The sequence below is a fragment of the Aeromicrobium sp. CTD01-1L150 genome (genome assembly GCF_041951745.1).
Classification (GTDB): domain Bacteria; phylum Actinomycetota; class Actinomycetes; order Propionibacteriales; family Nocardioidaceae; genus Aeromicrobium.
The window spans coordinates 2253789-2280684 of record NZ_CP169555.1 but is presented as its reverse complement, the minus strand read 5'-3'; the positions used below and the strand labels follow the sequence as shown (position 1 = coordinate 2280684).

The window sequence follows — 26896 nt, the reverse complement described above, 5'->3', positions numbered from 1 at the left end:
CCTGGGAGTGAGTGCCCGTGCATCGCCACGCCGACAAGGGCCGCGGCCTGCGAGCTTTGTGCTCGGTGACCGCGGCCCTGTGAGGTGGAGCCCGCCTAGCGGCGGGCGGTGTACGACGGCTGGCTCTGCGGGTTCAGCTCGTCGAAGGTGACCTTCTCCGCCCCCTTGATCCGACGGTCGTCGACGCGGAAGACGTCGAAGCCGCGCTGGATCTCGTTGGAGTAGACGTGGCCGTTGTAGTAGTACGTCGACCACGGGCCGCCGGTCACGAGGCGCTCGTCGTCGACGGGGCCGCGGTCGTGCCAGGCGATCTCCTCGGGGTTCTCGGAGTCGGTGAAGTCGAACATCGACCAGCCGCCCTGGTACCAGGCCTGGACCATGATGTCCTTGTCCTTCACCGGGACCAACGAGCCGTTGTGGGCGACGCAGTTCTCGGTGTTGGACTGCACCCGGGGGATCTTGTAGTAGCTCTTGAACTCCAGCGACCCGTCCCGGGTGAGGTCGTAGATGCCGTTGGCGCCCTTGGTGTCGCCGATCTCCTCGTTGCAGGTCGGTGCGCCGCCGCCGCCGAGCTCGTCGGTGAAGACCACCTTGGAGGCCTCGTTGTTGAACGTCGCCGAGTGCCAGAACGCGAAGTTCTCCTCATCGCGCACCTGCTCGGTGACGACCGGGTTCTCGCGATCGGTGATGTCGAGCATGATGCCGTCGCCCATGCAGGCGCCCGCCATGATGTCCTTCGTCGGGTATGCGGTGAGGTCGTGGCAGCCGCTGGTCTCGCGCGAGTAGCCACCGCCGGGGTTGCCGCCGTCCGGGAACAGCACCGGCGTGGCGATGAGCTCGGCGTTCTGTGGCTTCTTGAGCGGAACCTTGACGATGCTGATCAGGTCGTGCGGCGGCTGGCAGTTCGGGAACGACTCGTCCGGCGCGTAGGACGAGACGTAGACGTAGAGGTCCTTGGGCTTGGGGCCCTGGCCCTTGCCCTGGCCGGGCTTGCCCCTGGTGCCGGGCGCGATGCTGTGCGTGTGCGAGCCGCACGGTGTGGCGACGGCCGCGACGTACTCGGGCCGACGGACGTCGGAGATGTCGAAGACCCGGATGCCTTCCCACGCCTCGGCATTGGTGGCCGAGTCCGCCTCGCTGTTGCACGAGTCGTCGCTGCGCGGTGCGTCGGTGCTCAGGACGAGGACGTCGCCATGCACGGAGACGTCGTTCTGGGCCCCCGGGCACACGACCTGCGTGACGACCTCGGGCTGGGACGGTGTGCTGATGTCATAGACCGTGAAGCCGTTGTAGTTACCGGCGAACGCGTAGTCGCCCTGGAAGGCCAGGTCGCTGCCCAGGGCGTCCTCCGGCGCGAACGCCCCTTGCTTGGGGATGTTCGCGAGGCGGGTGACGTTCTCGCTGCTGGCCTCCTCGTCGACGTCGAGATCGGGCACGGCGCTCTCCTGCAGGAGGCGGGCGACGTCGTTGCCGGGCAGGCAGTTGCCCGCCAGGCGGTCAGCCTCCGACAGGGTGACCGCGCCCTCGCACGGATCTGGCTCGGGCTCGGGCGAACCGTTCTGGGCGGTTGCTTGTAGCGGAGCGACGAGGCCTGCGGCGACGAGACCTGCCGCGGCGGTGAGCAGAGCCGTGCGGACGGCTCGATGACGGAGTGCAGTGTGCACCATGGGTCGTGTCCTTCCCCCGAAGGCCTTTATCCTGACCTGACCGGTGGGTCCGAGACAACAGGTACGGCGCGAAGTCATCGAACTGACACACAGTGCTGACCGGGTGACCCACCGCATCGAGGGAAGGTGGTGCCGCATGATCGGACGTCGACTCGGCCCGGCCGTCGTGGCGCTGTTCGCCCTCACGGTCGTCGCCTGCGGTGGCGAGGATGATCGGCCCGAGGTCGACGGGACGGTCCTGCAGCCCGACCGGCCCGGCGATCCCGTGGAGGAGCTGGACGAGGCCCCCGACATCGAGCCAGCCGAGGCCAACGACGCCGACGTCCACTTTGCCCAGATGATGATCCCGCACCACGCTCAGGCCCTGGAGATGAGTGAGCTCGCGCCGCAGGCCGGCGGCAGCGAGAAGGTCAAGACGCTGGCCGACCGCATCGAGGGGGCGCAGCGTCCGGAGATCCTCTACCTGGCCGGCTGGCTCGAGGACCTCGGCCACCAGGCCCCCACACGTCAACAGATCGAGGACGGCGACCTCCCGAAGGCGCACGACCACGGGGGAGGGGACGGCCCACGGATGGAGGGCATGGCCACCGATGCCCAGATGAAGGCCTTGGCCGAGGCTCGTGGGGTCGACTTCGACACCCTGTTCCTGCAGCTGATGATCCGCCACCACGAGGGCGCGCTGACCATGGTCTCCGACGTGCTCCGCGACGGCTCGGAGCAGCAGCTGAACAAGCTGGCCGGGGGCATCTCCTCGGACCAGCAGGCCGAGATCACCCGGATGAAGGAGATCCTGGCCGACCTCGGTTGAAGGGTTCGGCCGGCCGACCGGGGCCGCGCTGGGGCCACTGGGCCCGTAGACTCAGACGGTCATGAGCAAGACGTATGAGGTGCGCACCTACGGGTGCCAGATGAACGTGCACGACTCCGAGAGGTTGTCGGGTCTGCTGGAGACCGCGGGCTATGCCGCCCACGAGTCCCAGGACGGCGAGGTGCCCGACCTGCTGGTGTTCAACACCTGCGCCGTGCGTGAGAACGCCGACAACAAGCTCTACGGGAACCTCGGACACGCAGCACACCTCAAGGAGAAGAACCCCGGGATGCAGGTGGCGGTCGGCGGCTGTCTGGCGCAGAAGGACAAGGCCACCATCACCGAGCGCGCGCCGTGGGTCGACGTCGTGTTCGGCACCCACAACGTCGGCTCCCTGCCCGTGCTGCTGGAACGCGCCCGCGTGCAGGAGGAGTCCCAGGTGGAGATCCTCGAGTCGCTGGAGGTCTTCCCGTCGACGCTTCCCACCAAGCGCGACTCGGTCTTCGCGGCCTGGGTCTCGATCAGCGTCGGGTGCAACAACACGTGCACGTTCTGCATCGTGCCCAGCCTGCGCGGCAAGGAGAAGGACCGGCGCCCCGGTGACGTGCTCGCCGAGGTCGAGGCCCTCGTGGCCGACGGTGTCGTCGAGGTGACGCTGCTCGGGCAGAACGTCAACTCCTACGGCGTGGAGTTCGGTGACCGGCTGGCATTCGGCAAGCTGCTGCGGGCCTGCGGCGAGATCGAAGGACTGGAGCGGGTGCGGTTCACCAGCCCGCACCCCAAGGACTTCACCGACGACGTCATCGCCGCCATGGCAGAGACGCCCAATGTCATGCCGCAGCTGCACATGCCCCTGCAGTCGGGATCGGACCGCGTCCTGAGGGCGATGCGCCGCTCCTACCGGCGTGAGAAGTTCCTCGGGATCCTCGATCGGGTCCGTGCCGCGATGCCCGAGGCCGCCATCACCACCGACATCATCGTCGGCTTCCCCGGCGAGACCGAGGAAGACTTCCAGGACACGCTCGACGTCGTGCGCCGGGCCCGGTTCTCCAGCGCCTTCACCTTCCAGTACTCCCAGCGGCCGGGTACGCCGGCGGCAGACCTGCCCGATCAGCTGCCCAAGGCCGTCGTGCAGGAGCGGTACGAGCGTCTCGCCGCCCTCGTCGAGGAGGTCGCCTGGCAGGAGAACCAATGGTTGGAGGGTCGCACCGTCGAGCTGCTGGTCTCCGACCACAAGGCTGCCGGAGGGCGCAAGGACCACGAGACCAAGCGGCTCACCGGCCGGGCCCGCGACAACCGGCTCGTCCACTTCGTGCCCGGTGGACACGAGATCCGCCCCGGCGACGTCGTCGAGGTCGTCGTGACCCACGCTGCGCCGCACCACCTGGTGAGCGATGACGTCCCGGTCTCCTACCGTCGCACCGCGGCAGGCGACGCCTGGGAGGCAGGGCAGGGTCGAACCCAGGTACGCAGTGTCGGTCTCGGCATGCCGTCCGTGGGAGCCCCCGATCCGCTGCCCGACGTCGACCTTCCGGCCTGCGCCCGCTGACTCAGACGTTGAGCACCGGGTGGAGCCGGGAGATGGTCACGGACTGGCGCCGGTGGACGGTCAGGATCGTGACCGCGAGCGCCCCGAGCGTGAAGGCCACGAGCACCACGGCGGCCGAGATCACGCCGGCGTCCCCGCCGGCGATACTCGTCCGCAGACCGGAGACGGCATAGGTCATCGGCATCAGGGAGTGCAGGAACCCGAAGAACCCAGGTGACGTCTCGATCGGATACGTGCCTCCGGCGGAGGTCAGCTGCAGGCAGACGAACACCAGCGCCACGAAGCGCCCGGCGCCGCCGAACAACGCCACGAACATCTGGTTGATCGCTGTGAAGACGATGCCTGTGAGCAGGGCGAAGCCGGTCAGCAGCAGGGGGCGTGCCGGGTCGATGCCCAGGGCCCCGACGATCACCACCAGCAGGAGCAGCGCCTGCAGGACCGACAGCCCCACACCGGGAGCGAACCCGGCCAGCGCGGTGCGGATCCCTCCGGCGGTGGAGGCGATGGCGCGCTGGGAGTAGGGCCGCAGGAGCAGGTAGATCGCCATCGCGCCCACCCACAAGGCCAGGGCCATGAAGTACGGGGCCAGCCCGGCGCCGTAGGAGGAGACGGCGTTGGCGCGCTCGATGGCGTCCTCCATCGGCGTGGCCGCGGTGGAGGCGAGCTTGTCCCGCTCGTCCTCGTCGTAGTCGGGCACCTGCTCCGCGCCGTCGGTGAGGCCGTTGCGCAGCTCCAGGGCGCCCGCGTGCAGCTGGTCGGCGCCGTCGGCCAGCTCGTGGGCGCCGTCGGCCAGCTCACTGGTCCCCTCGGCCAGGCGGGCCGCGCCGTCGGCGGCCTCGGCGGCTCCGGACGCGAGCTCGCCCGTGGCTCCTGCCAGCTGGGCCGCGCCCGAGCGCGCCGTGCTGATGGCGTCTGTCAGCTCGGTGATGCCGCCGGCCAGCTCGGCGTTGCCGCGCGCCACCTGCTCGGCGCCGTCGGCGAGCTGCCCGGTCTGCCCTCCGACCTCCGAGGCCTGGTCGCGGATCCCGCCGATGACGCCACCGGCCTGGTCGGCTGCGTCGTCGATCTGGTCGCAGACGGGACTCCCGGGGTCGGCGTCCCGGCAGTCAGCGGCCAGCTGGCGCAGACGATCGGTGATCGCCTCGACGTCCTCGGTCCCGGCGAGGATCGCCGCGACCACGGTCTGGACGGTGTCGTTGAGCTGGCCGACGCCGTCGGCGACCTGGCGAGACCCGTCGGCGAGCTGGCGGGTCTGGCCGGGCAGGCCCGAGGTCTGGGCGTCCAGCTGGGCCAGCCCGTCGGCGAGCTCGCCGGCCCCGGCGTCGAGCTGTCCCGCGCCGTCGGCGAGCTGCCGGTTGCCGTCGGCCAGCTCGTTCGCCCCGGCGTCGAGCTGTCCCGCGCCGTCGGCCAGCTCCCCGGCACCCTCGGCCAGCTGGGCGATCCCGTCGGCGAGCTCCCCGGCACCGTCGGCCGCCTCGTCGAGAGCCATCTTGATGTCGGAGAAGCTCAGGTAGATGTTGTCCAGGTACGTCTCGGTGACCTGGGCGTTGAGCGCCTCCTTGGCTGCCTGCAGGATGCTGCGCGCGACCGTGCCGTTCACGTAGTTGACGGCGTCGTTGGTCTTGAGGTCCAGCTCTCCCTGGATGGCCTTCTCGGGGTCGTCGGTGGACGTGGCCGCCGCCGAGAGGTTCTCCGGGATGGTCAGCACGGCCTTGTAGTCGCCGTCGGCGAGCCCTTGCTGCGCATCCGTGGCGTCGGTGAGCACCCAGTCGTAGTTCTGCTTGGAGTCGTCACCGATCAGGTTGGCCGCCAGCAGGCGGCCGACGGCGACAGGCTCGGCCTCGCCGTCGGCGCCCTCGACCTCGATCATCTCGTCGTCGTTGACGATCGCGGCCTGGACGTTGTCCAGGCGGTCGGTGGGGTTGAGGTTGGCCCACACGTACAGGCCGCCGTAGAACAGTGGGACGGTCAGGACGGCGATGATCGCGACGCGAGTCAGCCGGCTGCGCTTGAAGCGTGCCAGCTCGAACCAGGGCAGGGCGGGGGAGGGGAACATCAGGACATCAGCTCGCTCAGGGTGCGGTGCGTGTCGAGCTCCACGAGGTGGAGCCGTTCGGGGTGCAGGGGGCCGTCCACGGCCGGTGCGGACTCAGAGGAGCGGACGGAGGCCACGAGGGTGGTGCCGCGCTCCTCCAGGAGCCAGGCGAAGGCGGACCAGACCAGCTGGACGTCGCCGGCGACGCGCAGGTGGTCGACGTCGTCCACCACCACGATGCGGGGGTCCTCGGTGAGGGCGAGCACGACGCCGAGCGTGACGCGTGAGACGCCGCTGAGCTCGACCACGGGCGTGGTGCCGGCGACCTCCTGGAACGGAAGGCCGGCCTGGTCGTAGGCGTGCTGCAGTGCCCGGTTGAGCTCGTGGCGCACCGGCTGCACGCGGCTGCGTGAGACCCAGAGGCCGAAGGAGCCGATCGAGAGCCGTTCGGCGATGTGCTCGTCGACGGTGAGTGCGTCGTCGAGCTCGTTGACGCCGGCCGTCTCGCCGAGGCTCACCAGGTGCCGCACGGCCCGCGACTCCTGCGGCAGCAGGTGTCCGGCGACACGTAGCCGTCCGTCGTCGAACTTCATCCGTCCGGCCAGCGTCAGCAGCAGCGCCGTCTTGCCGCCCCGTGCGGGGCCGTGGACGACCAGCCAGTCGCCGTCGGGCACGTCGAGGTTGACGTCGTTGTAGATCGGCCCCTGGGGGGTGGCCGCGGTGAGACCCGCGGCACTGATGGCCGCGGGCCTGGCCGGCCAGGCCTCCAGCGCGATGCGGCGGTGCATCGCGTCGCCCTCGACGTCGATGTGTGGGAGCCGCCGGTCCAGCCACCGGGGCAGCGCCCACGCCGTGCGGCCCGTGAGGCGCATGACGGCCGGCGCGAACAGCATCCGCACCAGGAAGGCGTCGCAGAACACGCCGATCGCGAGGGCGAAGGCGATCGCCTGGATGTTGGCGTCGCCCTCGGGCACGAAGGCGGCGAAGACCGCGAGCATGATGACGGCTGCCGCCGTGACGACCCGTGAGCTGCCCACGAACCCGGTGAGGATTGCCTCGTCGGGGTCGTCGGTGCGTGTGTACTCCTCCTTGATGCGTGACATCAGGAAGACCTCGTAGTCCATCGAGAGCCCGAACAGCACGGCCATCAGCACGATGGGCAGGAAGCTGATCAGCGGCCCGACCTGGAGGACCTGCAGCTCGTCGGCGAACCAGCCCCACTGGAAGACGGCGACCACCGCGCCGAAGGCGGCGCCGGTGGACAGCAGGAAGCCGAGGGTGGCCTTGACGGGCACGAGCAGAGAGCGGAAGACGATCATCAGCAGCAGGACCGAGAGCCCGACGACCACGATGCCAAAGGGCAGGAGGGCGTCCTGCAGCCGTTCGGAGACGTCGATGCCACCGGCGGTCAGTCCGGTGACGGAGACGTCCTGGATGTCGTGCTCGGACTCCCAACCCGGGGCTCGGTCACGGATCTCGTGGACGAGGTCGGCGGTCTCGGTCGTGGACGGCCCGCTGCTCGGGACCACCTGGACGAGACCGGTGTCCCCAGTCTCGTTGGGCGTGGCCAGGCCGATCGCCTCGACCCCGGGCACGTCGCGCAGGTCAGCCTCGATCGCCTCGACGACGCCGAGCGGGTTGGTGGAGGTGATGAGGTCCATGGTCACCAGGAGGGGGCCGTTGTAGCCGGGGCCGAAGGAGTCCTCGACCATGGCGAAGGCCTGTCGCTGGGTGGAGTCGCTGGGCGCGGCACCGTTGTCGGGCAGGGCCAGCTGCAGGTCCTTGGTGGGGATGGCCAGCACACCCAGGCCCACGATGATGACGACGATCGCGAGGATCGGGTAGCGGGTGGTGGCCTTGACCCACTGGCTGGAGAAGGCGCCCGGGGGGCGTTCCTTGTCGGTGGGGCGCAGCCGCTCGCCGGCACCGCCCAGCAGGGCGGGCAGCAGGGTCACGGCGACCGCGACGGCGATGGCCACGGCGAACGCCGCGATGACACCCATGACCGTGAGGAACGGGATGCGGGCGATGGCCAGACCGGTGAGCGCGATCATGACCGTCACGCCGGCGAACACGACCGCTGATCCCGCGGTGGCCACGGCGCGTCCGGCGGCCTCATCGGTGTTCACGCCGGCGGCGAGGAGCTCGCGGTACCGCGAGACGATGAACAGCGCGTAGTCGATGCCCACCGCCAGGCCGATCATGAGGGCCAGCAGGGGAGAGGCGCTGGAGATCGTGAAGACGCTCGTCAGGGCGAACGTCAGTCCCATCGTGACGGCCACGCCGATGATCGCGGTGATGATCGGCATCACGGCGGCACGCAGTGAGCGGAACATCAGGTACAGGACGATGAAGGCGATGATGACGCCGATCAGCTCGACGATCGACAGGTGCACCCCGGTGTCGGTGAAGGCATCGCCGCCGAACGCGGTGGTGTAGCCGGCGGCGTCGAGGTCGTCTCCGGTGGCCTGGAGCGCGTCGAGCTGGTCCTCGGTGATGTCATGCAGCTGGCCGGTGAACTGCACCTGCACCTGGGCCGCGCGGTCGTCGTCGGAGATGCCGATGTCGGTGAGGTCGGAGTAGGGGGAGACGACGTCGTCCACGCCTTCGACCTGCTCCATCTCCGCGACGGCGTCCTCGATCAGGGACCGGGCGGCCGGTGAGGTGACGCTCTGACCTCCAGGCGCCTCGACGACGAGGTAGGCCGAGGTGCCGGCGAGCTGCGGGAAGGTGCGATCGAGGGCGTCGATCGCCGTCTGCGACTCCGTTCCCGGGATCTCGAAGGTGTCGTTGGTGCCGACGTTGAACACTGCGGCGAGCGCCCCGGCAGTGAACGCCGCGAGCAGCCAGGCGGCCACGACGCGACGGTGGTGGCGAAAGCTCCAGCGGCCCAGAGCGTAGAGGAGGGTGGACACCACTGTAGGATACAGTTGTGTATTGAGTGCGACAATGTATCGAGCTGGTGGGACGCATCACGTGCCCGCTCGGCTGAGGGAGGACCATGAGTGAGGCGGCTGCCACGCGACGCCGGGCCACCACGCGAGAGCGGCTGCTGGACGCCGGGCGCGACCTGCTGGCCCGCGAGGGCATCCACGGCGCGTCGGTCGAGCACATCTGCGAGCACGCCGGGTACACGCGCGGCGCCTTCTACTCCAACTTCTCCAGCAAGGACGAGCTCGTCCTGGCGTTGTTCGAGCGCGAGTTCGCTGACCTGATGCGCCGCCTGGAGGTGGCTGTCGACCCCAGCACGTATGCCGGGATGGGCCCTGGTGACGCGCTCTCGGCGATCATGGACCGCTTCCTGCAGCTGCGCCCTCCGGACTTGGACTTCTACCTGCTGCACGCGGAGTTCCAGCTGCGCGGCATGCGCGGCGACATCGGCGGCGCGGAGTTCAACGAGCTGTGGCAGACGGTGACCGAGCAGGTGGGCGGCATCGTCCAGCGGGTCCTGGATGAGCTGAACCTGCGCCTGAGCGTCCCGATGAGCCAGGTGATCACGATCCTGATGGGCACCTACGACACCGAGCTGCACTCGGCCCTCGTCAACGACCGCCCGATGGACGAGGAGCTGCTGCGCGTCACCCTGCCCGGCCTCCTGCTCGCTGCCACCGAGCCCGCCTCCTGATCGGTGCCTGCGCAACCGAATCACCCCCGAGGGCCCGGATCGGTGCCTGTGCAACCGAAAGACGCGTCTTTCGGTTGCACAAGCACCGACCTCAGCGGTTCGTCGAGAGGGCAGGCGCCGAACATGGCGAGCTCCTTGCGACGAGGTTCATGGGAGGATGACCTCCATGGCCATCCAGATCGCCCAGGACGCCGACGCCGACCGTGTGCTCACCGACGACCCGTTCGCCCTGCTCACCGGGATGCTGCTGGACCAGCAGTACCCCATGGAGCACGCGTTCCGGGGTCCGGCCAAGATCCTCCAGCGCTTCGGGACGCTCGATCCGGTCGCCATCGCCGAGGCTGATCCGGAGGAGTTCGCCGAGCTGTGCGCCACGCCGCCGGCGATCCACCGCTACGGACGCTCCATGGCCGGACGTGTCCAGGCTCTCGCACGGGTCGTCGTCGATGAGTACGACGGCGACGCCTCGCGCATCTGGACCGAGGCGAAGTCGGGCACCACGCTGTTCAAGCGGCTCACCGACCTGCCCGGTTATGGCGAGCAGAAGGCCAAGATCTTCGTCGCTCTCCTCGCCAAGCAGCTCGAGGTCAAGCCGCGCGGCTGGACCACCGTCTCCGGTGACTACAGTCGCAAGGGCTTCCGCTCGGTGGCCGACGTGACCGGTCCGGAGTCCCTGCAGAAGGTCCGCGACCACAAGAAGGCCATGAAGGCGCAGAACCGTTCCTGAGGTGAGGTGGGCCCGTTGCTGACATCTGCTCTCGGGCGAGCCGGGCCGGCTTGACATTGCAGGGCATGAGCATGTCGTCGTGCCCTGGCTCGAGCAGGTCGTCCTCTGCAACCTTGTCATATTCCCATATCGGTATATGATGGGCGCATGGCACGAGCAGCGACGACGTCGGACGTCTTCAACGCGATCGCCGAGCCGCAGCGCCGGGAGATCCTGGTGCTCCTGCGGACGGGTGAGCGGCCGGTGACCGAGCTGTCCCAGGAGCTGGGGATCACCCAGCCGGGAGCGTCCAAGCACCTGCGGGTGCTCCGTGAGGTCGGCCTGGTGCGAGACCGCAAGGCAGGCAAGCAGCGTCTGTACGACCTGGACGCCCGCGGGCTGCGAGCGGTCCATGAGTGGACCGGCGGGTTCGAGCAGTTCTGGAGCGAGAGCCTGGAGCGGCTGGACTCCTACGTGCAGGACCTGAAGCAGGAACGGCAGAAGGAGTAGCTGATGAAGGAGACGGGACCAGCAGTGCCGCCGGATTCGGCGACGACCGACCGCGAGATCGTGGTCTCGCAGGTCATCGACGCCCCACGGGAGCTGGTGTTCGAGGCGTTCACCGAGGTCCGCCACCTGTCGCGATGGTGGGGGCCGCAGGGGTTCACCACCACGACGCGGTCCTTTGAGTTCCGCGTCGGAGGTGCATGGGACTTCGTGATGCACGGCCCGGACGGAACCGACTACCAGGAGTGGATCTCCTGGACCGAGATCGTCGCGCCGGAGCGGATCGCGCTGCTGCACGGCGAGTCCCGTGAGGACCCGGACGCCTTCGAGTCGATCCTCACGTTCACCGCCGACGGCGCGGCGACCCGGGTGGAGATGCGCACGGTGTTCCCCACTCGGCAGCTGCGCGACGAGGCTGCCGAGAAGTACCACGCGATCGAGGGCGGCCGGCAGACCTTGGGCAAGCTGGCCGACTACGTCACGGGGACGACGCGGTCGGGAGCCGACGACTGATGGCCGGGCAGGTGTTCTTCAGCGTGTCGATGTCGCTGGACGGGTACATCGCGCCGGAGTCCCTTGAGGATCTGATGGGGCCGCAGTGGATGGAGCTGCAGCAGTGGGTCTTCCCGCAGCGGTTCTTCCGGGAGAATCTCAAGCTCGGCGAGGGTGGCGAGGAAGGGCCCGACAACGACATCCTGGCCGAGACGCATCTGCGCACCGGCGCGAGCGTCATGGGCAAGCGCATGTTCGACGCCGGCGAGCAGGCATGGCCGGAGGACCCACCGTTCCACACGCCGGTCTTCGTCGTGACGCACGAGAAGCGTGACCCCTGGGACCGGCTGGGCGGGACGACCTTCCACTTCGTCAACGACGGCATCGAGTCCGCACTCGAGCGCGCCCGCGAGGCTGCCGGTGACCGAGACGTCCGTATCGCCGGTGGTGGCGCAACGATCCTGCAGTACCTGAACGCCGGGTTGGTCGATGAGTTCTCGGTTGCCCTCTCGCCCGTGCTGCTCGGCGCCGGGATCCGCCTGTTCGAGGGCGTGGACGCGGGCCGGGTGGCCCTGGAGCCGATCCGGGCAGAGTCGACGCAACGGGTGAGCCACCTGACCTACGCCGTGCGCGAGCGGTAGCCGTCTCGTACGGGGAACAGCGGTGCTCAGGCGCCCCGGGTGTCGGCGAACACCGGCTCGACGAGTGCCGGGGGGACCTCGCAGGCCAGCATGCCCGCACCGTCCATGCGGTCGGTGATCTCGTCGCCGTGTTCGTCGGTGGGGATGTCCAGCGATGCGTCGTCCCCTGAGGCGACGGCGCTCGCGTACTCCTCGCGGGCCTGGAGCAACAGCGTCCAGTCGTCGAGCCACTCCAGCAGCGGCGCATCACGCTCGAGGACCTTCTCATCCAGTGCCCGGATCCCGTCGAGCATCTGCTCCACGGCGGCGTTCTGCGCCCGCAGCTTGGATGCACGCTCGCTGGGCGTGCCGGCCAGGGGGAGACCGACCACGGTGGACGTCATGAGCTCGCACTCACGGCTGACCACCTCCAGCGCCTCGGCGTCGTCGATGATGCCGGGAGCGTCCTGGGAGTCCAGGGCGATGACGGCGACGAAGGCACCCACGAGCGCCAGGGTCGCGAGCGGGCCCGCGATGACCGCGATCCAGAACCACCGAGGGCGCACAGGCGGCTCACTGAACCGCCACCGCTGCACGGGCGGCGGATACTGGGCGGGACGCCGCGGGTCGTTCACGCCGTCCATCGTGTCACGGGACGCCCGGCCGGCCTCGGGCCCCGAGGCATAGGCTCAAGGGGTGTTCGTCGCCCTGTGCCCTCACCCTCCACTGCTGGTGCCGCGGCTGGACCCGCACGACCTGCCCGAGCTCGTGGCGGTGCGCGCGGCTGCTCGGGAGGTGGTCGCGGACCTCCTGCGCAGTGAGCCGGACGTGGTGACCGTCCTGGCCGCAGGAACCGAGCAGATCGACCACGACGAGCTGGCCGGAGGAACGCTCGACGGTCACGGCGTCACTGCCTCAGCCGGTGGACGCCACCAGGTCCTGCCTCTGTCGGCCACCATCGGCGCATGGCTGCTCGACGACGCCGGATGGCGAGGGCGACGACGCTACGTCGACGCCTCGGCCGACGCCGCCCTGGAGGAAGCCGAGGCCCTGCTCGTGATGGCCGACGGCACCGCCTGCCGCACCGAGCGGGCTCCCGGGTACCTGGACGAGCGGGCCGAGGGGTTCGACGCCGACGTCGCGGCCGCTCTGGCATCGGGGGACACCAAGGCGCTGGCCATGCTCGACCTGTCCCTGGCCGCCGAGCTCGCCATGGGCGGCGGGCCCGTCCTGGTGGCTCTCGGTGAGCAGGTGCAGGCACGACGCGAGAGAGGCGCAGACGTCGTGGCGCGGCTGCGGCACGAGTCGGCGCCCCTCGGCGTCGGCTACTGGGTGGCCGACTGGCAGGTCGGCTGACTCACCGCTCGGTGTCGTCGAGGCCGTCCACGGCGTCCTTGGCCTTGTCGGCCGCACCGTCGATCTTCTCCGAGAACTTGCCCTGGGTGGCCTTGTCCGCCAGGTCGGCGGCCTTGTCGATGCCGGATCCGGCCTTGTCGCCGTGCTCGCGAGCGAGGTCACCGGCCTTCTTCTTCAGCTCAGGGCCCTGCTTCGTGAACTTGTCGATGAATCCCATGACGAACCTCCGGTCCCCCGCAGCAGGACGGCCCTGCCCGGTTGCGGTCAGCGTACTGCGAGACTCTCCCCATGACCTCCGATGACCGTCTCGTGGTCGTCGTCGGCCCGACGGCCTCCGGCAAGTCCGCGCTGGCCGTGCACCTGTGCCACGAGCTCGGCGGAGAGGTGGTCAACGCCGACTCCATGCAGCTCTACCGCGGCATGGACATCGGCACGGCCAAAGCCTCCAGCCAGGAGCGCGAGGGTGTGCCGCACCATCTGATCGACGTCCTCGACCCGGCCGAGCCGGCGTCGGTGGCTGCCTACCAGCAGCAGGCGCGGGCCGTGGTGGCCGACTGCTCGGCACGCGGGGTCGTCCCCGTCGTGGTGGGCGGGTCGTCGCTGTACGTGCGTGCCGTGCTCGACCGGCTCGACTTTCCCGGCACCGACCCGCAGGTCCGGGCGCGCTGGACCCGACAGCTCCAACAGGACGGGCCGCAGGCGCTGCACGCCGAGCTGCGACGGGTCGCTCCTCAGGCGGCGGAGTCGATCCTGCCGTCCAACGGCCGTCGCATCGTGCGTGCGCTCGAGGTCACCGAGATCACGGGGGAGCCGTTCGTGGCGACGATGCCGCCGCACGAGTCCATCTACGCCGACGTGACCATGATCGGTCTCGACGTCGACCGTGAGGTCCTGGACCAGCGGATCCGCAGCCGGGTGGAGCAGATGTGGGCGGACGGTCTGGTGCAGGAGGTGCGCGCGTTGCGGGACCTCGGGCTCGCCGAGACGCCCACCGCTGGTCGTGCCCTGGGGTACTCACAGGCGCTCGCCCAGCTGGCCGGCGAGCTCAGCGAGGAGGAGGCCAAGGCCGCCACCGCCCGCGCGACATCGGCCTTCGCGCGGCGTCAGGACCGTCTGTTCCGCAAGGACTCCCGCATCACCTGGCTGCCCCATGACAGCCCGACGCTGACCGCTGACGCCCTGCGCTGCGTGAGGTAGCCACGTGACGTGCGGTGGGCGTCCTCGCGGAACCTGGTTCCCGATACTCCCATGGGAGATGCTGCGGTTTTGCCCCCTACCGACCGATGGGTGTGCAGCGTGCGTGTCGACGGTGAGACGACTCCCTCATCGCGCGCGCGTAGACTGGTCGAATGACTTTTCCATGGCTCAAGGGGCACGGCACCCAGAATGACTTCGTGCTGCTACCTGACCATGACGGCAGCATCCACGGCGAGCTCGACGCCGACTTCGTGACCCGGCTGTGCCACCGCCGCAAGGGCATCGGTGCCGACGGAGTCATCCGCGTGATCGGCTCGGCCGCGCTCGGTGAGCGCAGCGCCGGGGAGTGGTTCATGGACTACCGCAACGCTGACGGCTCGGTGAGCGAGATGTGTGGCAACGGCATCCGCGTCTTCGCCCGCCACCTCATCGATGAAGGCCTCGTGCCAGACGAACCGATGCTCATCGGCACCCGCGACGGCGACAAGCACGTCACGCCGTTGCCGGACGGTGAGGTGAGCGTCGACATGGGCATCGGCGAGCTGCGCGGCACGTCCAAGATCGCCGCAGCCGGGCACGTGTGGGAGGCGCAGGACGTCCGTACCGGCAACCCGCACGCCGTGGTGTTCGTCGACCGTCTCGACGAGGCCGGGCCGCTGCTGCAGGCACCGGAGCACGACCCGGAGACCTACCCGCACGGCGTCAACGTGGAGTTCGTGCGGCGGCTGGGCCCGGCGCACGTCGAGATGCGCGTCCACGAACGTGGGTCAGGGGAGACGCTCTCCTGCGGCACCGGCGCCTGCGCGGTGGGCCTGGCTGCTGCGCGGCGTGACGGGGTGGACCAGCCCGCCACCTACCGGGTCGACGTCCCCGGCGGCACCCTGCACGTCACGTGGCGGGCCGACGACCACCTGATCCTCACCGGACCTGCCGAGATCGTGGCGCGCGGTGACCTCGAATGGATTGGACGCTGATGAGCGAGGCGACCGCGGACAGCCCGGACGTCGAAGGACTCGAGCTCGCCGAGCGCCAGTCGCTGCGGCGGGTCGCCGGACTGCGCACCGAGCTGGAGGACATCTCCGAGGTCGAGTACCGCCAGCTGCGCCTCGAACGGGTCGTCCTCGTCGGGGTGTGGACCGATGGGACGAGTTACGATGCCGAGAACTCGCTCGCGGAGCTGAAGCTTCTGGCCGAGACGGCAGGCTCGGAGGTGCTCGACGCGATGGTCCAGCGTCGCCAGAAGCCGGACCCCGCCACCTACATCGGACGTGGCAAGGTGGAGGACCTGCGGGTGGCGGTGGAGGCCACCGGCGCGGACACCATCATCTGCGACGGTGAGCTCGCACCCAGCCAGCTGCGCAACCTGGAGGACCGCACCAAGGTCAAGGTCGTCGACCGCACGGCGCTGATCCTCGACATCTTCGCCCAGCACGCCAAGAGCTCTGAGGGCAAGGCACAGGTCGAGCTCGCCCAGCTGCAGTACCAGACGCAGCGCCTGCGCGGCTGGGGCGGCAACCTCTCGCGCCAGGCGGGCGGACGCTCCGCCGGAGGCGAGGGCATCGGTGGTCGTGGTCCCGGTGAGACCAAGCTGGAGACCGACCGTCGGCGCATCCAGGCCAAGATGGCCAAGCTGCGTCGCGAGCTGAAGGACCTGCGGGTCACCCGTGACATCAAGAAGGCTCAGCGACGACGCCACGGCGTCCCGGCCGTCGCCATCGCCGGCTACACCAACGCCGGCAAGTCGAGCCTGCTCAACCGGCTCACCGATGCCGGCGCGCTCGTGGAGGACGCCCTGTTCGCGACGCTCGATCCCACCACGCGCCGCACCCAGACCTCCGACGGTCGCATCTACACGCTCTCCGACACCGTCGGGTTCGTCCGCCACCTGCCGCACCAGCTCATCGAGGCGTTCCGGTCCACGTTGGAGGAGGTGGCAGAGGCCGACCTCGTGCTGCACGTCGTCGACGGTTCGCACCCCGATCCGGCAAGCCAGGTGGCCGCCGTGCGTGAGGTGTTCGCCGACGTGGGCGCCTCCGGTGTCCCGGAGATCGTGGTGGTCAACAAGGCAGACTCGGCCGACGACCTGGCGGTCAAGCACCTGCTGGCCACCGAACCACACGCCGTGCTGGTCAGCGCCCGGACCGGTGAGGGAATCGATGAGCTGCTCAGCGCGATCGAGGCGGACCTGCCCCGGCCGGCGGCACTGGTGGACGTCGTGGTGCCCTACGCGCGCGGCGACCTGCTGAGCCAGGTGCACGAGCACGGTGAGATCGAGCTGATCGACCACATGGGCGACGGTACGCACGTCATCGCGCGGGTGCCGGAGGACCTGGCCCACCAGATGCAGGGTCTTTGATCCGCAGGCTCAGATGCGGCTCACGACCTCGTCACTGAGCACGCCACGCAGAATCTGCTCCATCTCGTCGAACTCCGCCTGACCGCAGGTGAGCGGGGGTGCGAGCTGGACGACGACGTCACCTCGATCGTCCGGACGGCAGTACAGTCCCGCGTCCCACAGGGCGCGAGGGAGGACGCCGCGTACCAGATGCTCACGTTCCGCGGAGTCGAAGGTCTCCTTCGACTCCTGGTCCTTGACGAGCTCGATGGCCCAGAAGTACCCGTCGCCGCGAACGTCACCGACGACCGGGAGGTCGCGGAGTCGCTCCAAGGTGGCTTGGAACGCGCTCTCGTGGTCGCGCACGTGCTGGAACAGCCCTTCGGCCTCCATGACATCGAGGTTGGCGAGCGCGGCCGCGGCGGCGACAGGGTGGCCCCCGAAGGTGTAGCCGTGCAGGAAGGTGACCCCCGGCTCCATGAATGGCTCGCTGATCCGGTCGCTGACGATCATCGCCCCCATCGGGACGTACCCGGAAGTCATCCCCTTGGCGCAGGTGATGATGTCGGGGGTCACGCCGAACTTCGACGAGGCGAACATCGTCCCGTGTCTGCCGAAGGCACAGATCACTTCGTCAGCGACAAGGAGGACGTCGTGGCGGTCGCAGATCTCGCGCACGCGCGCCAGGTACCCGGGTGGCGGCGTGAGACAGCCGCCGGAGTTCTGCACCGGTTCGAGGACCACTGCGGCCACTGTTTGCGGCCCTTCGCTGAGAATGACCTCCTCGATCCGGTTCGCCGCCCAGCGGCCAAACGCCTCGGGGTCGTCGGCGTGCTCGGACGCGCGGTACAGGTTCGTGTTGGGTGCCCTCAGCGCACCCGGGACGAGCGGCTCGAAGTCTTGCTTCATGCCCGGCACCCCGGTGATGGACAGTGCCCCATGGGGGGTTCCGTGGTAGGCGACCGCCCGACTGATGACCTTGTGCTTGAGCGGCTTGCCGACGAGCTTGAAGTACTGCTTGGCAAGCTTCCAGGCCGACTCGACCGCTTCACCGCCCCCGCTGGTGAAGAACACTCGGTTCAGGTCGCCGGGCGTGTGTTCGGCGAGACGCTCCGCGAGCTCTACCGCAGGCTGGTTCGCGTATCCCCACACCGGGAAGTAGGCGAGCTGCTCGGCCTGCGCGGAGGCAGCCCGGACGATGTCGTCCCTACCGTGTCCGACCTGTACTGCGAACAGGCTGGAGAGCCCGTCGAGGACACGGTGCCCGGTCTCGTCCCACAGGTACGCTCCTGACCCCCGGACCACGGTCGGGGGCGGGGAGTCCACCATCTTCCCGAGACTGGAGAAGTGCATCCACAGATGCCGTGCTGCGCGTTCTGAGGTGTCCGGGGTTCTTGTGGTGAGCTGGTCGACTGCCATGGTCGTCTCCTGTGTCAGGCGTTCTGTGTCAGCTGTTCTGGGGAAAGTCGAGGTCAAGGCCGGTGGGTTCGGCCTCTGGCCACCGTGAGGTCACTGCCTTGGCACGGGTGAAGAAGTGGAAACCTTCGGCTCCGTGGGCGTGAGTGTCCCCGAACAGCGAGCTCTTCCACCCACCGAAGCTGTGGTACGCGACGGGCACGGGGACGGGAACGTTGATACCCACCATGCCGACCTCCACAGCGGCTTGGAACTCCCGTGCGGCGCCCCCGTCGCGGGTGAAGATGGCGACTCCGTTGCCGTACGGACCGGAGTTGATGAGGTCGAGGGCTGCGGCCAGGTCGGCCACGCGGACCACCGCCAGCACCGGCCCGAAGACCTCCTCGCGGTAGACCGTCATCGCGGGCCCCACGTGGTCGAGGAGCGTGGGACCGACGAAGAACCCGTTGAACCCTGACTTCGGGGAACGGCCATCAACGACAACGCTGGCGCCCTCACTCTCAGCCTCGCTGACGAGGCGTGTGACCCGGACCCGGGCGGTGTCGCTGATGACGGGCCCGAGGTCGGGATCGGTCGCCGCCGGTCCGACCCTGAGATCGCGGGCTCGTCGGGCAATCCGCTCAACGAGGTCGTCGGCGATGCTGCCGACCGCCACCACGACCGAGACGGCCATGCATCGTTGCCCCGCTGACCCGAAGCCGGCGTTGATCGCCTGGTCGGCGGCATGGTCCAGGTCGGCATCGGGTAGCACGACCATGTGGTTCTTGGCCCCACCGAGTGCTTGGACCCGTTTGCCGTGGGCGGAGGCGGTCTCGTAGACGTGCCGAGCCACGGGGGTGGATCCGACGAAGGACACGCTGGCGACCTCCGGATGGACCAGGAGAGCGTCGACGGCTTCGCGGTCACCGTGCACGACCGAGAAGACCCCATCGGGCAGGCCGGCCTCCTGCCAGAGCTCGGCGACCCAGTTCGCGGCGCCCGGAACCTGCTCGCTCGGCTTGAGGACCACGCTGTTGCCTGCTGCGATCGCCACCGGGTGGAACCACATCGGCACCATGGCCGGAAAGTTGAACGGCGAGATGACGGCGGCGACGCCGACAGGGTGCCGAGTGGTCACGACGTCGACACCCGAGGAGGCGTTCGCGTTGGCCGGCCCCTGCAGGAGCTGGCCGGCACCGCACGCGAGCTCGACGACCTCGCGCCCACGGGCGATCTCGGCGCGGGCGTCGGGAAGGGTCTTCCCGTGCTCACGACTGATGATCACGGCCAGCTCCTCGGCACGGTCCGCCAGAAGCTCGCGGAAGCGGAAGAGGACTGCTGTACGTCGAGCGATCGAGGTACTGCGCCAGCGCTTGAACGCAGCTGAGGCCGCACCGACGATGGAATCGACGTCCTCGGCGGTGGCCATCGGTACGAGAGCCACGATCTCGCCGGTCGCCGGGTCGAGCACCTCGGCGTGACGGCTCGACGCGGCGAGTTGCGCGGAGTCGGCCGGCCAGTGGCTGAGCTGGGTTGCTGGGGGAGTGGACTCGGTCGTCGTCATGGTTTCACCCTGTGTCAGCGGCGGGGTAGGCCGCCAGCGACTGAACGTCCTGATGATCGACGTCTATCCGACGTTCTGTCAGAGCTGGGAGTGAGCGAGCAGCGCCACGTGCAACGTGGTGATCGTCCGACCGTCGTCGAGGTCCAGATCGAGCAACCGGCCGATCAGGTCGAGCCTCTGGTAGAAGACCGACCGCGACAGGTGGGACTCCTCGGCTGCTCGCTTGCGGTTTGACGGGTGACGGGCGAATGCGCGCACGACGTCGATCAGGTCGCCGTCGTGGTCGGCGTCCCACCGCAACAACGGTCCCAGCACGTTCTCCACGTACGCACGAACGGCAGGCTCCGAGCTGCGGGAACGCACGAGCAGCCCGAGCTCGGTCGCGGGACTGTGGCCGGCGCTGCTGCCACGGGCATGCGAGGGAGCGCTGTCAAGCAGGTCTACGGTGACGTGCACGGCTTCGTCGAGGTCGTCGAACCCGGCCGGGCCACGCAGGACGAGCGTTGCAGCGTTGCCGTCCTGTCCCTCGAGATGTCTTGTCAGGAGATCGCGTGCATGGTCGGCGCGTTCGGCGGAAGCGAGCACGAGCAGGTGGTTGTCGCGTCCGGAGATCGGGGCGGCGACGACGTCGACGTTCTCCGCTGCAGCCGAGGCTCGCAGTCGATCCAGGACGGCGTCCTGGTCGTGGGCGTCGCCGTGGCGTCCGGCCACGACGAGGTGGCGGCCCCTCGTGCGAAAGCCCATTGCCTCCAGTTGCACACGGATCGAGGCCGGATTGGTGTACGTGCGGTCCAGCAGGGCCGACACCAGACGGTCTTGTGCACGGTCGGACCACTCTGCGTGGCCATCGAGGCACTCCAGGGAGAGCGTCCGTGCCGCATTCTCGAGGACGACCTCGGCAGATCGAGGCACGGTGGCACAGCCGGTGGCGACGAGGCGACCCCACTCGCGACCCCGTGCCCTGACGGAGGTCACCAGCCATCCCTCCGCGGGCCAGGAGGACGTGTGCTCATGGGGTTCGTCCCGTGGTGTCGACTCGGCGGTGGCGCGCCGCGATCGGCGTCCCCACTGATCGAGCACGTCGGTCGGGCTCGCGTCGTGCAGGCTCCAAGCCACCGCGCGGTGGCTGAGATCCTCCAGCACCACGGGACGGCTGATCAGGCGCGCGGCTTCGTCGAGAACGAAGGTGGTGGCTGCGCCGCGACGGTCCAGTCCGGCAAAAAGACCGTGGATCTTCGCGCGTTCCTGCAGCAGGGCGCTCTGGCTGTCGACGATGAAGGAGTGAATCTCCTCGGTGACCGCGACGAAGCGGGTCTCACGGCGCAGGACGATGAAGGGCAGTCCTCGCGCATCGCATCGTTCGACGACCACCGCTGGTGCCTCGCGGTATCGTTCCCCGAGCTCGAGGACGAGACCAGCGGCTCGTAGATCGGCGATCTCGTCGATGTAGCGCACGAGCTCGCCTTCGGTGCCGGGCCAGCCGCCGCCAGTGGTGAGAAGCAGCTCGCCGCCGAGGAGGAGCCGTGCACTGCCGGTCGCGGGCGCGACGTGGGCCCAGCGGACGGGGGTGTGGAGCCCACGTCGACCGGCGGCAACCACTGGGTCGCCAGCTGACAGGGCCGCCGAGGTCAGGACCTCAGCGACGGTGGGCAGCATCTTGACCTCTCTGTGAACTGGCTCTTCCCGAATCTGGACAAAGTGTCCGACACGATGGGCGAATTCGGCACTACTGCAGGGTCCGAAAGTGTGTTCAGTCTCGCCAGACTACAGAGCATGGAGCGACGGGTATGGCGATGAGCGATGACTGAGACCGGCCACGACGTCACCCGGGTTGCCCTGTGGCAGGCGCCAGCAGGCCAATGGTCGGTGCCCGAACGACTGGAACGTCTCGACGGTGCCGCAGTCCGTGCCAGCCGAGCCGGAGCGGCACTCCTCATCGCACCGGAGATGGTGATGACCGGCTATGAGCTGAGCCCAGCTGAGTTGGAGGCGACGCTGGAGTACGAGCTGCTCGACCGGCTTCGAGAGATCGCGGTCCGGAGTCGAATCGCCGTGCTCGCTGGACTTCCGCAGGCCGTGGACGGGGGCATCGTGAATGCGGCCGCCATGTCGGATGCCGCCGGATCCGTCCGGGCGGTGCACCACAAGGCGCACCTGTTCGGGGATCTGGATCGCTCCTTGTTCCTCTCCGGCTCGTCCGCGGTGACCGTGACCGAGCTGAACGGTGTGAGAATTGCGATCCTCATCTGCTACGACGCCGAATTTCCCGAGACGGTGCGGGAGGCCGCGCTGGCCGACGCACATCTCGTGGCCGTACCGACCGCCCAGATGGAGCCGTTCGAGTTCGTCGCGGACCACCTCGTCCGCACCCGGGCCTGGGAGAACCAGATCTATGTCGCCTACGCGAACCATGTCGGTGTTGAGCGTGAGCTCACCTACGTCGGACGCAGCAGCATCGTGGCGCCGAGCGGGCAGGTGCTCGTCCGGGCCGATGGCGACGATGTGGTGGTCGCGGACGTCAGTGTCGACCGGGTGACTGCCGGCCGTGCAGCGAATCCCTACTTGGACGATCGGCGACCGGATCTCTACCTCGAAGGAGCACGTGATGACAGTTGACGACACCGCCACGGGGCGCAAACGTCTGGAAGGTCAGCTCGGAGTGGTTGCGATCGTCTTCATGGTCGTGGCTGCCGCCGCGCCCTTGACCGTGGTCGGTGGCAACGTGCCCCTGGCGATCGGTCTGGGCAATGGCGCTGGGGCGCCTGTGGGGTTCCTCATCGCCTCGACTGTCATGCTCGTCTTCTCCATCGGTTTCGTGACGATGACACCCCATGTGCGCGAGGCCGGCGCCTTCTTCTCCTACGTCACCGAGGGCCTCAGCCGGCGCGTCGGTACCGGCATCGCCGTGGTGGCACTCATCGCGTACACGGCGATCCAGCTGGGTGTCTACGGCTACGTCGGGTGGGCGATCGACGACACGATCCGTTTCTACGGCGGCCCGTCCGCCCCATGGCCGCTGTATGCATTGGCGATCATGGCGATCGTGGCGGTACTGGGTTACCGGCACATCCAGCTGAGCGCGAAGGTTCTCGGAGTGGCGCTGGCCCTCGAGATCGCCGTGATGCTCATCCTCGATGCTGTGGTTGCCGGCCGCGGGGGCGCCGACGGCCTGAACCTGACGTCCTTCGCGCCGGATGCCATCAGTTCCGGTCCGCTGGGTATCGCTGTGCTCTTCGCACTGACCGGCTTCATCGGCTTCGAGGCCACTGCAGTCTTCCGCGATGAGGCGCGGGACCCCGAACGCACCATTCCGCGGGCCACCTACCTCGCCGTACTGCTCATCGGTGGCTTCTACACGTTGTCGAGCTGGGCGCTGGTGGTCGCAGCCGGGACGGGCGACGCCAAGGAGGTGGCCAACCGTACGCTCAACGGTGAGGCCAACATGTTGCTCGACACGACGTTGGACTACCTCGGACCGTTGGGTCGCGACATCCTCAACGTGCTGTTGCTGACCAGCTTGTTCGCGTGTGTGCTGTCATTCCACAACGTCATCGCCCGTTACCAGTTCGTGCTGGCACGCCGCGGGCTCCTGCCGGCCAGGCTGGGGGCCGTGCACACCGTGCACGCCTCTCCGGCCGTCTCGAGCATCGCGCAATCCGTCACCGCGGTCGTCATCCTGCTCGTCTTCGCGGTCCTCGGCCTCGATCCGCTGGTCGGCGTCTTCGGCTCGATGGCGGGAGTGGCGACGCTCGGTATGGTGACCCTGATGGGGACGACCTCCATCGCCGTGCTGGTCTTCTTCGCCCGACGTCCCGAACTCGTCGAGGGCCGCACGTTCAGTACGCGGGTGGCGCCGGCGTTGGCGGTGGCGGGGCTCGTGGGGAGCGCCTGGTTGGTGCTGTCCAACTTCACGCTGGTCACTGGCGGCAGCGTGCTCGCCAGCACGCTGCTTGCTCTGATCGTTCCGGCGGGCTTCGTCCTCGGGCTCCTGTTCGGGCATCGCTTGCACGATGCCGACGTGGTCGTCTGAGAACTTCGGTTGGGCCGGATCGGTCGTCACGGTCGGTTGTGGACGGCGCGTCCGTCCCACCGCGGGCCGGCACTAGGCTGCAGCGCATGCCTGAGTCCACGGACAGCCCCTCGGTACGCACCGTGCTGGACGCGGCGGTGGCCGCCGTCGACGGGTCCGAGCGTCCGGGCCAGGTCGCGATGGCCGAGGCCGTCGAGCAGACCTGGGCTTCCGGCCGGCATCTGCTCGTGCAGGCGGGGACGGGTACCGGCAAGTCCCTCGGCTACCTCGTGCCCAGCCTCCTGCGCGGAGAGCGCGTGGTGGTGGCCACGGCGACCCTCGCGCTGCAGCATCAGCTCATCGAGCGAGACATCCCGGCGCTGCGCAAGGCCGCCTCGAACGCGGGCGCAGACGTGCCGCACTGCGCCGTGGTGAAGGGCCGCGCCAACTACGCCTGCCTGCATCGGGTCCGCGAGGGCGTGCCCGATGAGCAGGGCGCGCTCATCGAGGTGCCCGAAGGTGCGCTGGGTGCGGAGGTGGTCAAGCTGCGCGAGTGGGCCGAGACGCAGGCAGAGCGCGAGCAGATCGGCGACCGTGACTCCGCACCATCGCACTCCGAGCGCGCATGGCGGCAGATCAGCGTCAACCACCGCGAGTGCCTGGGCGCCTCACGGTGCGCTCACGCCGTGGAGTGCTTCGCCGAACGGGCCAGGGAGGACGCGCAGGAGGCCGACCTCGTCGTCACCAACCACGCACTGCTTGCCATCGACGCGATCGACGGCGTGCCGATGCTGCCGGAGTACGACGCCGTCGTGGTAGACGAGGCACATGAGCTCGCCGCGCGGGTCACGCAGGCCGCCACCGACGAGCTCGACCCCGGCGCCGTCGAACGGGCGTCGCGGCGGGCCCAATCGCACGTCGAGGACGCGCGGGGCAGCCGCGCCCTGGACGACCTCACCGACGCCGCCGACGCCCTCGCCGACGTCCTGACCTCCACCGAGCAGGGCCGCATCGACGTCCCCGGTGAGGCGCTGCTGGAGGCACTGCAGCGGGTGCGCGATGCCGCCCGACAGGTGCAGTCCTCCTTCGGCAAGGACACCCCCACCGACGCCGAGGACGCGGGCCGCCAGCAGTCCAAGGCGATGCTGGAGGACGTACGCCAGGTGGCCGAGCGGATGGCCGCCGGGCGCGAGACCGAGGTCCTGTGGCTGGGCGAGTCCCGGGGCGGACCGCAGCTGCGCATCGCGCCGATCGACGTCTCGGCGGCCCTGCGCGACAAGCTCTTTGCGGACAACACCGTGGTGCTCACCAGCGCCACCCTCACCCTGGGCGGCGGTTTCGACCCCGTGGCCGCATCACTCGGGCTGACACCGGGGGAGCAGGAGACATGGCACGGCCTCGACGTCGGCTCGCCGTTCGACTACGCCAAGCAGGGCATCCTCTACGTCGCCCGCCACCTGCCGCCGCCGGGACGCGACGGGCTGCAGGAGGCCCAGCTGGACGAGATCGCCGCGCTGGTGCGCGCCGCGGGCGGCCGCACGCTCGGCCTGTTCTCCTCCCGCAGAGCCGCCGAGGCAGCGGCCGAGGCCACGCGTGAGCGACTGCCCGAGCTGGACATCTGGTGCCAGGGCGACGCCCAGCTGCCCGAGCTGGCCAGACGATTCGCCGAGGAGCCGTCGACCTGCCTGTTCGGGACGTTGAGCCTGTGGCAGGGCATGGACCTGCCGGGGGAGACCTGTCAGCTCGTCATCATCGATCGCGTGCCGTTCCCACGCCCCGACGACCCGCTGATGAGCGCACGGCAACGGCTGGTGGACAAGCGCGGCGGCAACGGCTTCATGACCGTGGCCGCCAGTCACGCGGCGCTGCTGCTGGCGCAGGGCTCGGGCCGACTGATCCGCCGCGCCGACGACCGTGGCGTCGTGGCCGTGCTGGACCCGCGACTGGTGACGGCGCGCTACGGGTCGTTCCTTGCAGCGTCGCTGCCTCCCATGTGGCGCACCACCGACCGCGACGCCGTCCTGGGTGCCTTGCGGCGTTTGGATGAGCGACAACTCGCCCAGGACTGACGTCGCGGCCTCGGAGCATCAGGCACCGGGCTGACTGGCGTCAGAGGCTGTGCTGATCGGCGTCAGAGGCTGTGTTGATCGGCGTCAGAGACGACGCAGGACCGCGGTGACCTTGCCCAGGATGGTGGCATGGGTGCCGTCGATCGGGGAGTAGTCGTCGTTGTGCGGCAGCAGCCAGACCTGTCCGTCCTTGCGCTGGAACGTCTTGACGGTGGCCTCACCGTCGAGCATGGCCGCGACGACCTCTCCGTTCTCGGCGTTCGGCTGCTGGCGCACCACCACGAAGTCGCCGTCGCAGATCGCCGCGTCGACCATCGAGTCCCCTTGGACCTGCAGCAGGAACAGGGTGCCGTCGCCGACGAGCGAGGCAGGCAGCGGAAGCACGTCCTCCACACGCTCCTCGGCCAGGATGGGGCCACCGGCGGCGATGGTGCCCACCATGGGCACGTAGGTGGCAGCGGGGTGCGCGTCGCCGATCCCGGTGGCATCGGGCTCGGCCTCATCGACCGGGCCGAGCGTGCGGCGGGCCTTGAGCACCTCCGGCAAGAAGATCTCCAGCGCGCGTGGTCGGTTGGGGTCGCGCTTGACGTAGCCGAGGCGTTCGAGGACCCGCAGCTGGTGGGCGACCGAGGAGGTGCTGGCCAGGCCGACGGCAACGCCGATCTCGCGCATGCTGGGCGGGTACCCGTGCTTCTCGATCATCTCGCGCAGGAAGATGAGGATCTTCTGCTGCCGAGCGGTCAGGCCGGTCATCTCATCGACCGGGCCGTCCGGCAGCTCACGGGGGGAGTTGCGTGACCCCTTGGGACGTCCGCGCTTGGGACGTTCAGGATCGGGGCCCGCTCCTTCGGTGGTAGGTGTCTCGTTGACGTCGATGTCGTCGCTCATGGGGCCACGGTAGCCGCGATCTGCGACACATCCAAACATCTGTTCGATCGCGTGTCGTGTTCGAACGGCTCGCC

General features: G+C 69.2%; 23 protein-coding genes. 14 read left to right on the top strand and 9 right to left on the bottom strand.

The annotated features are described in order from the left end of the window. Positions 1-95: 95 nt before the first annotated feature. The gene (locus ACEVFP_RS11210; RefSeq protein WP_374999548.1) at positions 96-1667 is read right to left on the bottom strand and encodes an LVIVD repeat-containing protein; all 1572 of its coding nucleotides are present in this window, start codon (positions 1665-1667) and stop codon (positions 96-98) included. 136 nt (positions 1668-1803) lie between these two features. Between ACEVFP_RS11210 and ACEVFP_RS11205 the strand changes: the two genes are divergently transcribed. Then, positions 1804-2475, top strand: coding sequence for a DUF305 domain-containing protein (locus ACEVFP_RS11205; protein ID WP_374999547.1), 672 nt, complete (start codon positions 1804-1806; stop codon positions 2473-2475). Between the two features lie 61 nt (positions 2476-2536). Continuing rightward, the gene (gene miaB / locus ACEVFP_RS11200; protein WP_374999546.1) at positions 2537-4024 is read left to right on the top strand and encodes a tRNA (N6-isopentenyl adenosine(37)-C2)-methylthiotransferase MiaB; all 1488 of its coding nucleotides are present in this window, start codon (positions 2537-2539) and stop codon (positions 4022-4024) included. A gap of 1 nt (position 4025) precedes the next feature. Here the strand turns inward: miaB and ACEVFP_RS11195 are convergent, their stop codons facing one another. Next, entirely contained in the window at positions 4026-6080 is a 2055-nt protein-coding gene (locus tag ACEVFP_RS11195; RefSeq protein ID WP_374999545.1) for a YhgE/Pip family protein, read from the bottom strand. Next, on the bottom strand, positions 6080-8974 hold the full coding sequence (locus ACEVFP_RS11190) for an MMPL family transporter (RefSeq protein ID WP_374999544.1): 2895 nt from the start codon (positions 8972-8974) through the stop codon (positions 6080-6082). Before ACEVFP_RS11190 ends, ACEVFP_RS11195 begins: the two co-directional genes overlap by 1 nt. 86 nt (positions 8975-9060) lie before the next feature. On the opposite strand from ACEVFP_RS11190, the gene ACEVFP_RS11185 reads away from it, so the two are divergent. The 5 genes from ACEVFP_RS11185 (at position 9061) to ACEVFP_RS11165 (ending at position 12030) form a co-directional block, all read left to right on the top strand. Next, on the top strand, positions 9061-9684 hold the full coding sequence (locus ACEVFP_RS11185; RefSeq protein ID WP_374999543.1) for a TetR/AcrR family transcriptional regulator: 624 nt from the start codon (positions 9061-9063) through the stop codon (positions 9682-9684). Between the two features lie 166 nt (positions 9685-9850). Further along, positions 9851-10411 carry an HhH-GPD-type base excision DNA repair protein gene (locus ACEVFP_RS11180; RefSeq protein ID WP_374999542.1) on the top strand — a complete coding sequence of 187 codons (561 nt, stop codon included), beginning with the start codon at positions 9851-9853 and terminating at the stop codon, positions 10409-10411. A 147-nt stretch (positions 10412-10558) separates the two neighbouring features. Then, entirely contained in the window at positions 10559-10900 is a 342-nt protein-coding gene (locus tag ACEVFP_RS11175) for an ArsR/SmtB family transcription factor (protein ID WP_374999541.1), read from the top strand. A gap of 3 nt (positions 10901-10903) precedes the next feature. Further along, positions 10904-11410: an SRPBCC family protein gene (locus tag ACEVFP_RS11170; protein WP_374999540.1), complete on the top strand. Its 507-nt coding sequence runs from the start codon at positions 10904-10906 to the stop codon at positions 11408-11410. Continuing rightward, on the top strand, positions 11410-12030 hold the full coding sequence (locus ACEVFP_RS11165; protein ID WP_374999539.1) for a dihydrofolate reductase family protein: 621 nt from the start codon (positions 11410-11412) through the stop codon (positions 12028-12030). Before ACEVFP_RS11170 ends, ACEVFP_RS11165 begins: the two co-directional genes overlap by 1 nt. A gap of 26 nt (positions 12031-12056) precedes the next feature. Here ACEVFP_RS11165 and ACEVFP_RS11160 read toward each other — a convergent pair whose 3' ends face one another. After that, the gene (locus ACEVFP_RS11160; RefSeq protein ID WP_374999538.1) at positions 12057-12644 is read right to left on the bottom strand and encodes a hypothetical protein; all 588 of its coding nucleotides are present in this window, start codon (positions 12642-12644) and stop codon (positions 12057-12059) included. 61 nt (positions 12645-12705) lie between these two features. On the opposite strand from ACEVFP_RS11160, the gene ACEVFP_RS11155 reads away from it, so the two are divergent. Further along, a complete protein-coding gene (locus ACEVFP_RS11155) occupies positions 12706-13365 on the top strand; it encodes a hypothetical protein (RefSeq protein ID WP_374999537.1) in 660 nt (219 codons plus the stop codon). A gap of 1 nt (position 13366) precedes the next feature. Here ACEVFP_RS11155 and ACEVFP_RS11150 read toward each other — a convergent pair whose 3' ends face one another. Then, positions 13367-13582 (bottom strand): antitoxin, encoded by a 216-nt coding sequence (locus ACEVFP_RS11150; protein ID WP_374999536.1) that lies wholly within the window; start codon positions 13580-13582, stop codon positions 13367-13369. Between the two features lie 71 nt (positions 13583-13653). On the opposite strand from ACEVFP_RS11150, the gene miaA reads away from it, so the two are divergent. The 3 genes from miaA to hflX all read left to right on the top strand — a co-directional run bounded on the left by miaA (position 13654) and on the right by hflX (position 16918). Next, positions 13654-14562 carry a tRNA (adenosine(37)-N6)-dimethylallyltransferase MiaA gene (miaA, locus tag ACEVFP_RS11145; RefSeq protein WP_374999535.1) on the top strand — a complete coding sequence of 303 codons (909 nt, stop codon included), beginning with the start codon at positions 13654-13656 and terminating at the stop codon, positions 14560-14562. A 152-nt stretch (positions 14563-14714) separates the two neighbouring features. Beyond that, the gene (dapF, locus tag ACEVFP_RS11140; protein ID WP_374999534.1) at positions 14715-15536 is read left to right on the top strand and encodes a diaminopimelate epimerase; all 822 of its coding nucleotides are present in this window, start codon (positions 14715-14717) and stop codon (positions 15534-15536) included. Next, positions 15536-16918: a GTPase HflX gene (gene hflX, locus ACEVFP_RS11135; protein WP_374999533.1), complete on the top strand. Its 1383-nt coding sequence runs from the start codon at positions 15536-15538 to the stop codon at positions 16916-16918. Before dapF ends, hflX begins: the two co-directional genes overlap by 1 nt. Before the next feature lie 9 nt (positions 16919-16927). Here the strand turns inward: hflX and ACEVFP_RS11130 are convergent, their stop codons facing one another. The 3 genes from ACEVFP_RS11130 to ACEVFP_RS11120 form a co-directional block, all read right to left on the bottom strand. Next, positions 16928-18316: an aspartate aminotransferase family protein gene (locus ACEVFP_RS11130; protein ID WP_374999532.1), complete on the bottom strand. Its 1389-nt coding sequence runs from the start codon at positions 18314-18316 to the stop codon at positions 16928-16930. Between the two features lie 28 nt (positions 18317-18344). Beyond that, positions 18345-19856, bottom strand: a complete 1512-nt coding sequence (locus tag ACEVFP_RS11125) for a CoA-acylating methylmalonate-semialdehyde dehydrogenase (RefSeq protein WP_374999531.1) — start codon at positions 19854-19856, stop codon at positions 18345-18347. A 78-nt stretch (positions 19857-19934) separates the two neighbouring features. After that, positions 19935-21512, bottom strand: a complete 1578-nt coding sequence (locus ACEVFP_RS11120) for a PucR family transcriptional regulator (protein ID WP_374999530.1) — start codon at positions 21510-21512, stop codon at positions 19935-19937. Positions 21513-21656: 144 nt separating this feature from the next. Here ACEVFP_RS11120 and ACEVFP_RS11115 point away from each other — a divergent pair, with 144 nt between their 5' ends. From ACEVFP_RS11115 to ACEVFP_RS11105, 3 genes are all read left to right on the top strand, one after another. Further along, on the top strand, positions 21657-22472 hold the full coding sequence (locus ACEVFP_RS11115; RefSeq protein WP_374999529.1) for a nitrilase-related carbon-nitrogen hydrolase: 816 nt from the start codon (positions 21657-21659) through the stop codon (positions 22470-22472). After that, positions 22462-23886 (top strand): APC family permease, encoded by a 1425-nt coding sequence (locus ACEVFP_RS11110; protein ID WP_374999528.1) that lies wholly within the window; start codon positions 22462-22464, stop codon positions 23884-23886. The genes ACEVFP_RS11115 and ACEVFP_RS11110 overlap by 11 nt, the downstream gene beginning before the upstream one ends. An 86-nt stretch (positions 23887-23972) precedes the next feature. Next, entirely contained in the window at positions 23973-25934 is a 1962-nt protein-coding gene (locus tag ACEVFP_RS11105; RefSeq protein WP_374999527.1) for an ATP-dependent DNA helicase, read from the top strand. An 84-nt stretch (positions 25935-26018) separates the two neighbouring features. Here ACEVFP_RS11105 and lexA read toward each other — a convergent pair whose 3' ends face one another. Continuing rightward, a complete protein-coding gene (gene lexA, locus ACEVFP_RS11100; RefSeq protein ID WP_374999526.1) occupies positions 26019-26822 on the bottom strand; it encodes a transcriptional repressor LexA in 804 nt (267 codons plus the stop codon). Positions 26823-26896: the final 74 nt, after the last annotated feature.

Excerpts from the sequence above, each read along its gene's own strand:
- ACEVFP_RS11105 (WP_374999527.1), top strand. The coding sequence starts at position 23,973 with ATGCCTGAGTCCACGGACAGCCCCTCGGTACGCACCGTGCTGGACGCG.
- ACEVFP_RS11130 (WP_374999532.1), bottom strand. The coding sequence starts at position 18,316 with ATGGCAGTCGACCAGCTCACCACAAGAACCCCGGACACCTCAGAACGC.
- ACEVFP_RS11175 (WP_374999541.1), top strand. The coding sequence starts at position 10,559 with ATGGCACGAGCAGCGACGACGTCGGACGTCTTCAACGCGATCGCCGAG.
- miaA (WP_374999535.1), top strand. The coding sequence starts at position 13,654 with ATGACCTCCGATGACCGTCTCGTGGTCGTCGTCGGCCCGACGGCCTCC.
- ACEVFP_RS11110 (WP_374999528.1), top strand. The coding sequence starts at position 22,462 with ATGACAGTTGACGACACCGCCACGGGGCGCAAACGTCTGGAAGGTCAG.
- ACEVFP_RS11195 (WP_374999545.1), bottom strand. The coding sequence starts at position 6,080 with ATGTTCCCCTCCCCCGCCCTGCCCTGGTTCGAGCTGGCACGCTTCAAG.
- ACEVFP_RS11205 (WP_374999547.1), top strand. The coding sequence starts at position 1,804 with ATGATCGGACGTCGACTCGGCCCGGCCGTCGTGGCGCTGTTCGCCCTC.
- miaB (WP_374999546.1), top strand. The coding sequence starts at position 2,537 with ATGAGCAAGACGTATGAGGTGCGCACCTACGGGTGCCAGATGAACGTG.
- ACEVFP_RS11210 (WP_374999548.1), bottom strand. The coding sequence starts at position 1,667 with ATGGTGCACACTGCACTCCGTCATCGAGCCGTCCGCACGGCTCTGCTC.
- hflX (WP_374999533.1), top strand. The coding sequence starts at position 15,536 with ATGAGCGAGGCGACCGCGGACAGCCCGGACGTCGAAGGACTCGAGCTC.
- ACEVFP_RS11185 (WP_374999543.1), top strand. The coding sequence starts at position 9,061 with ATGAGTGAGGCGGCTGCCACGCGACGCCGGGCCACCACGCGAGAGCGG.
- dapF (WP_374999534.1), top strand. The coding sequence starts at position 14,715 with ATGACTTTTCCATGGCTCAAGGGGCACGGCACCCAGAATGACTTCGTG.
- lexA (WP_374999526.1), bottom strand. The coding sequence starts at position 26,822 with ATGAGCGACGACATCGACGTCAACGAGACACCTACCACCGAAGGAGCG.
- ACEVFP_RS11125 (WP_374999531.1), bottom strand. The coding sequence starts at position 19,856 with ATGACGACGACCGAGTCCACTCCCCCAGCAACCCAGCTCAGCCACTGG.
- ACEVFP_RS11120 (WP_374999530.1), bottom strand. The coding sequence starts at position 21,512 with ATGCTGCCCACCGTCGCTGAGGTCCTGACCTCGGCGGCCCTGTCAGCT.
- ACEVFP_RS11170 (WP_374999540.1), top strand. The coding sequence starts at position 10,904 with ATGAAGGAGACGGGACCAGCAGTGCCGCCGGATTCGGCGACGACCGAC.
- ACEVFP_RS11150 (WP_374999536.1), bottom strand. The coding sequence starts at position 13,582 with ATGGGATTCATCGACAAGTTCACGAAGCAGGGCCCTGAGCTGAAGAAG.
- ACEVFP_RS11115 (WP_374999529.1), top strand. The coding sequence starts at position 21,657 with ATGACTGAGACCGGCCACGACGTCACCCGGGTTGCCCTGTGGCAGGCG.
- ACEVFP_RS11180 (WP_374999542.1), top strand. The coding sequence starts at position 9,851 with ATGGCCATCCAGATCGCCCAGGACGCCGACGCCGACCGTGTGCTCACC.
- ACEVFP_RS11165 (WP_374999539.1), top strand. The coding sequence starts at position 11,410 with ATGGCCGGGCAGGTGTTCTTCAGCGTGTCGATGTCGCTGGACGGGTAC.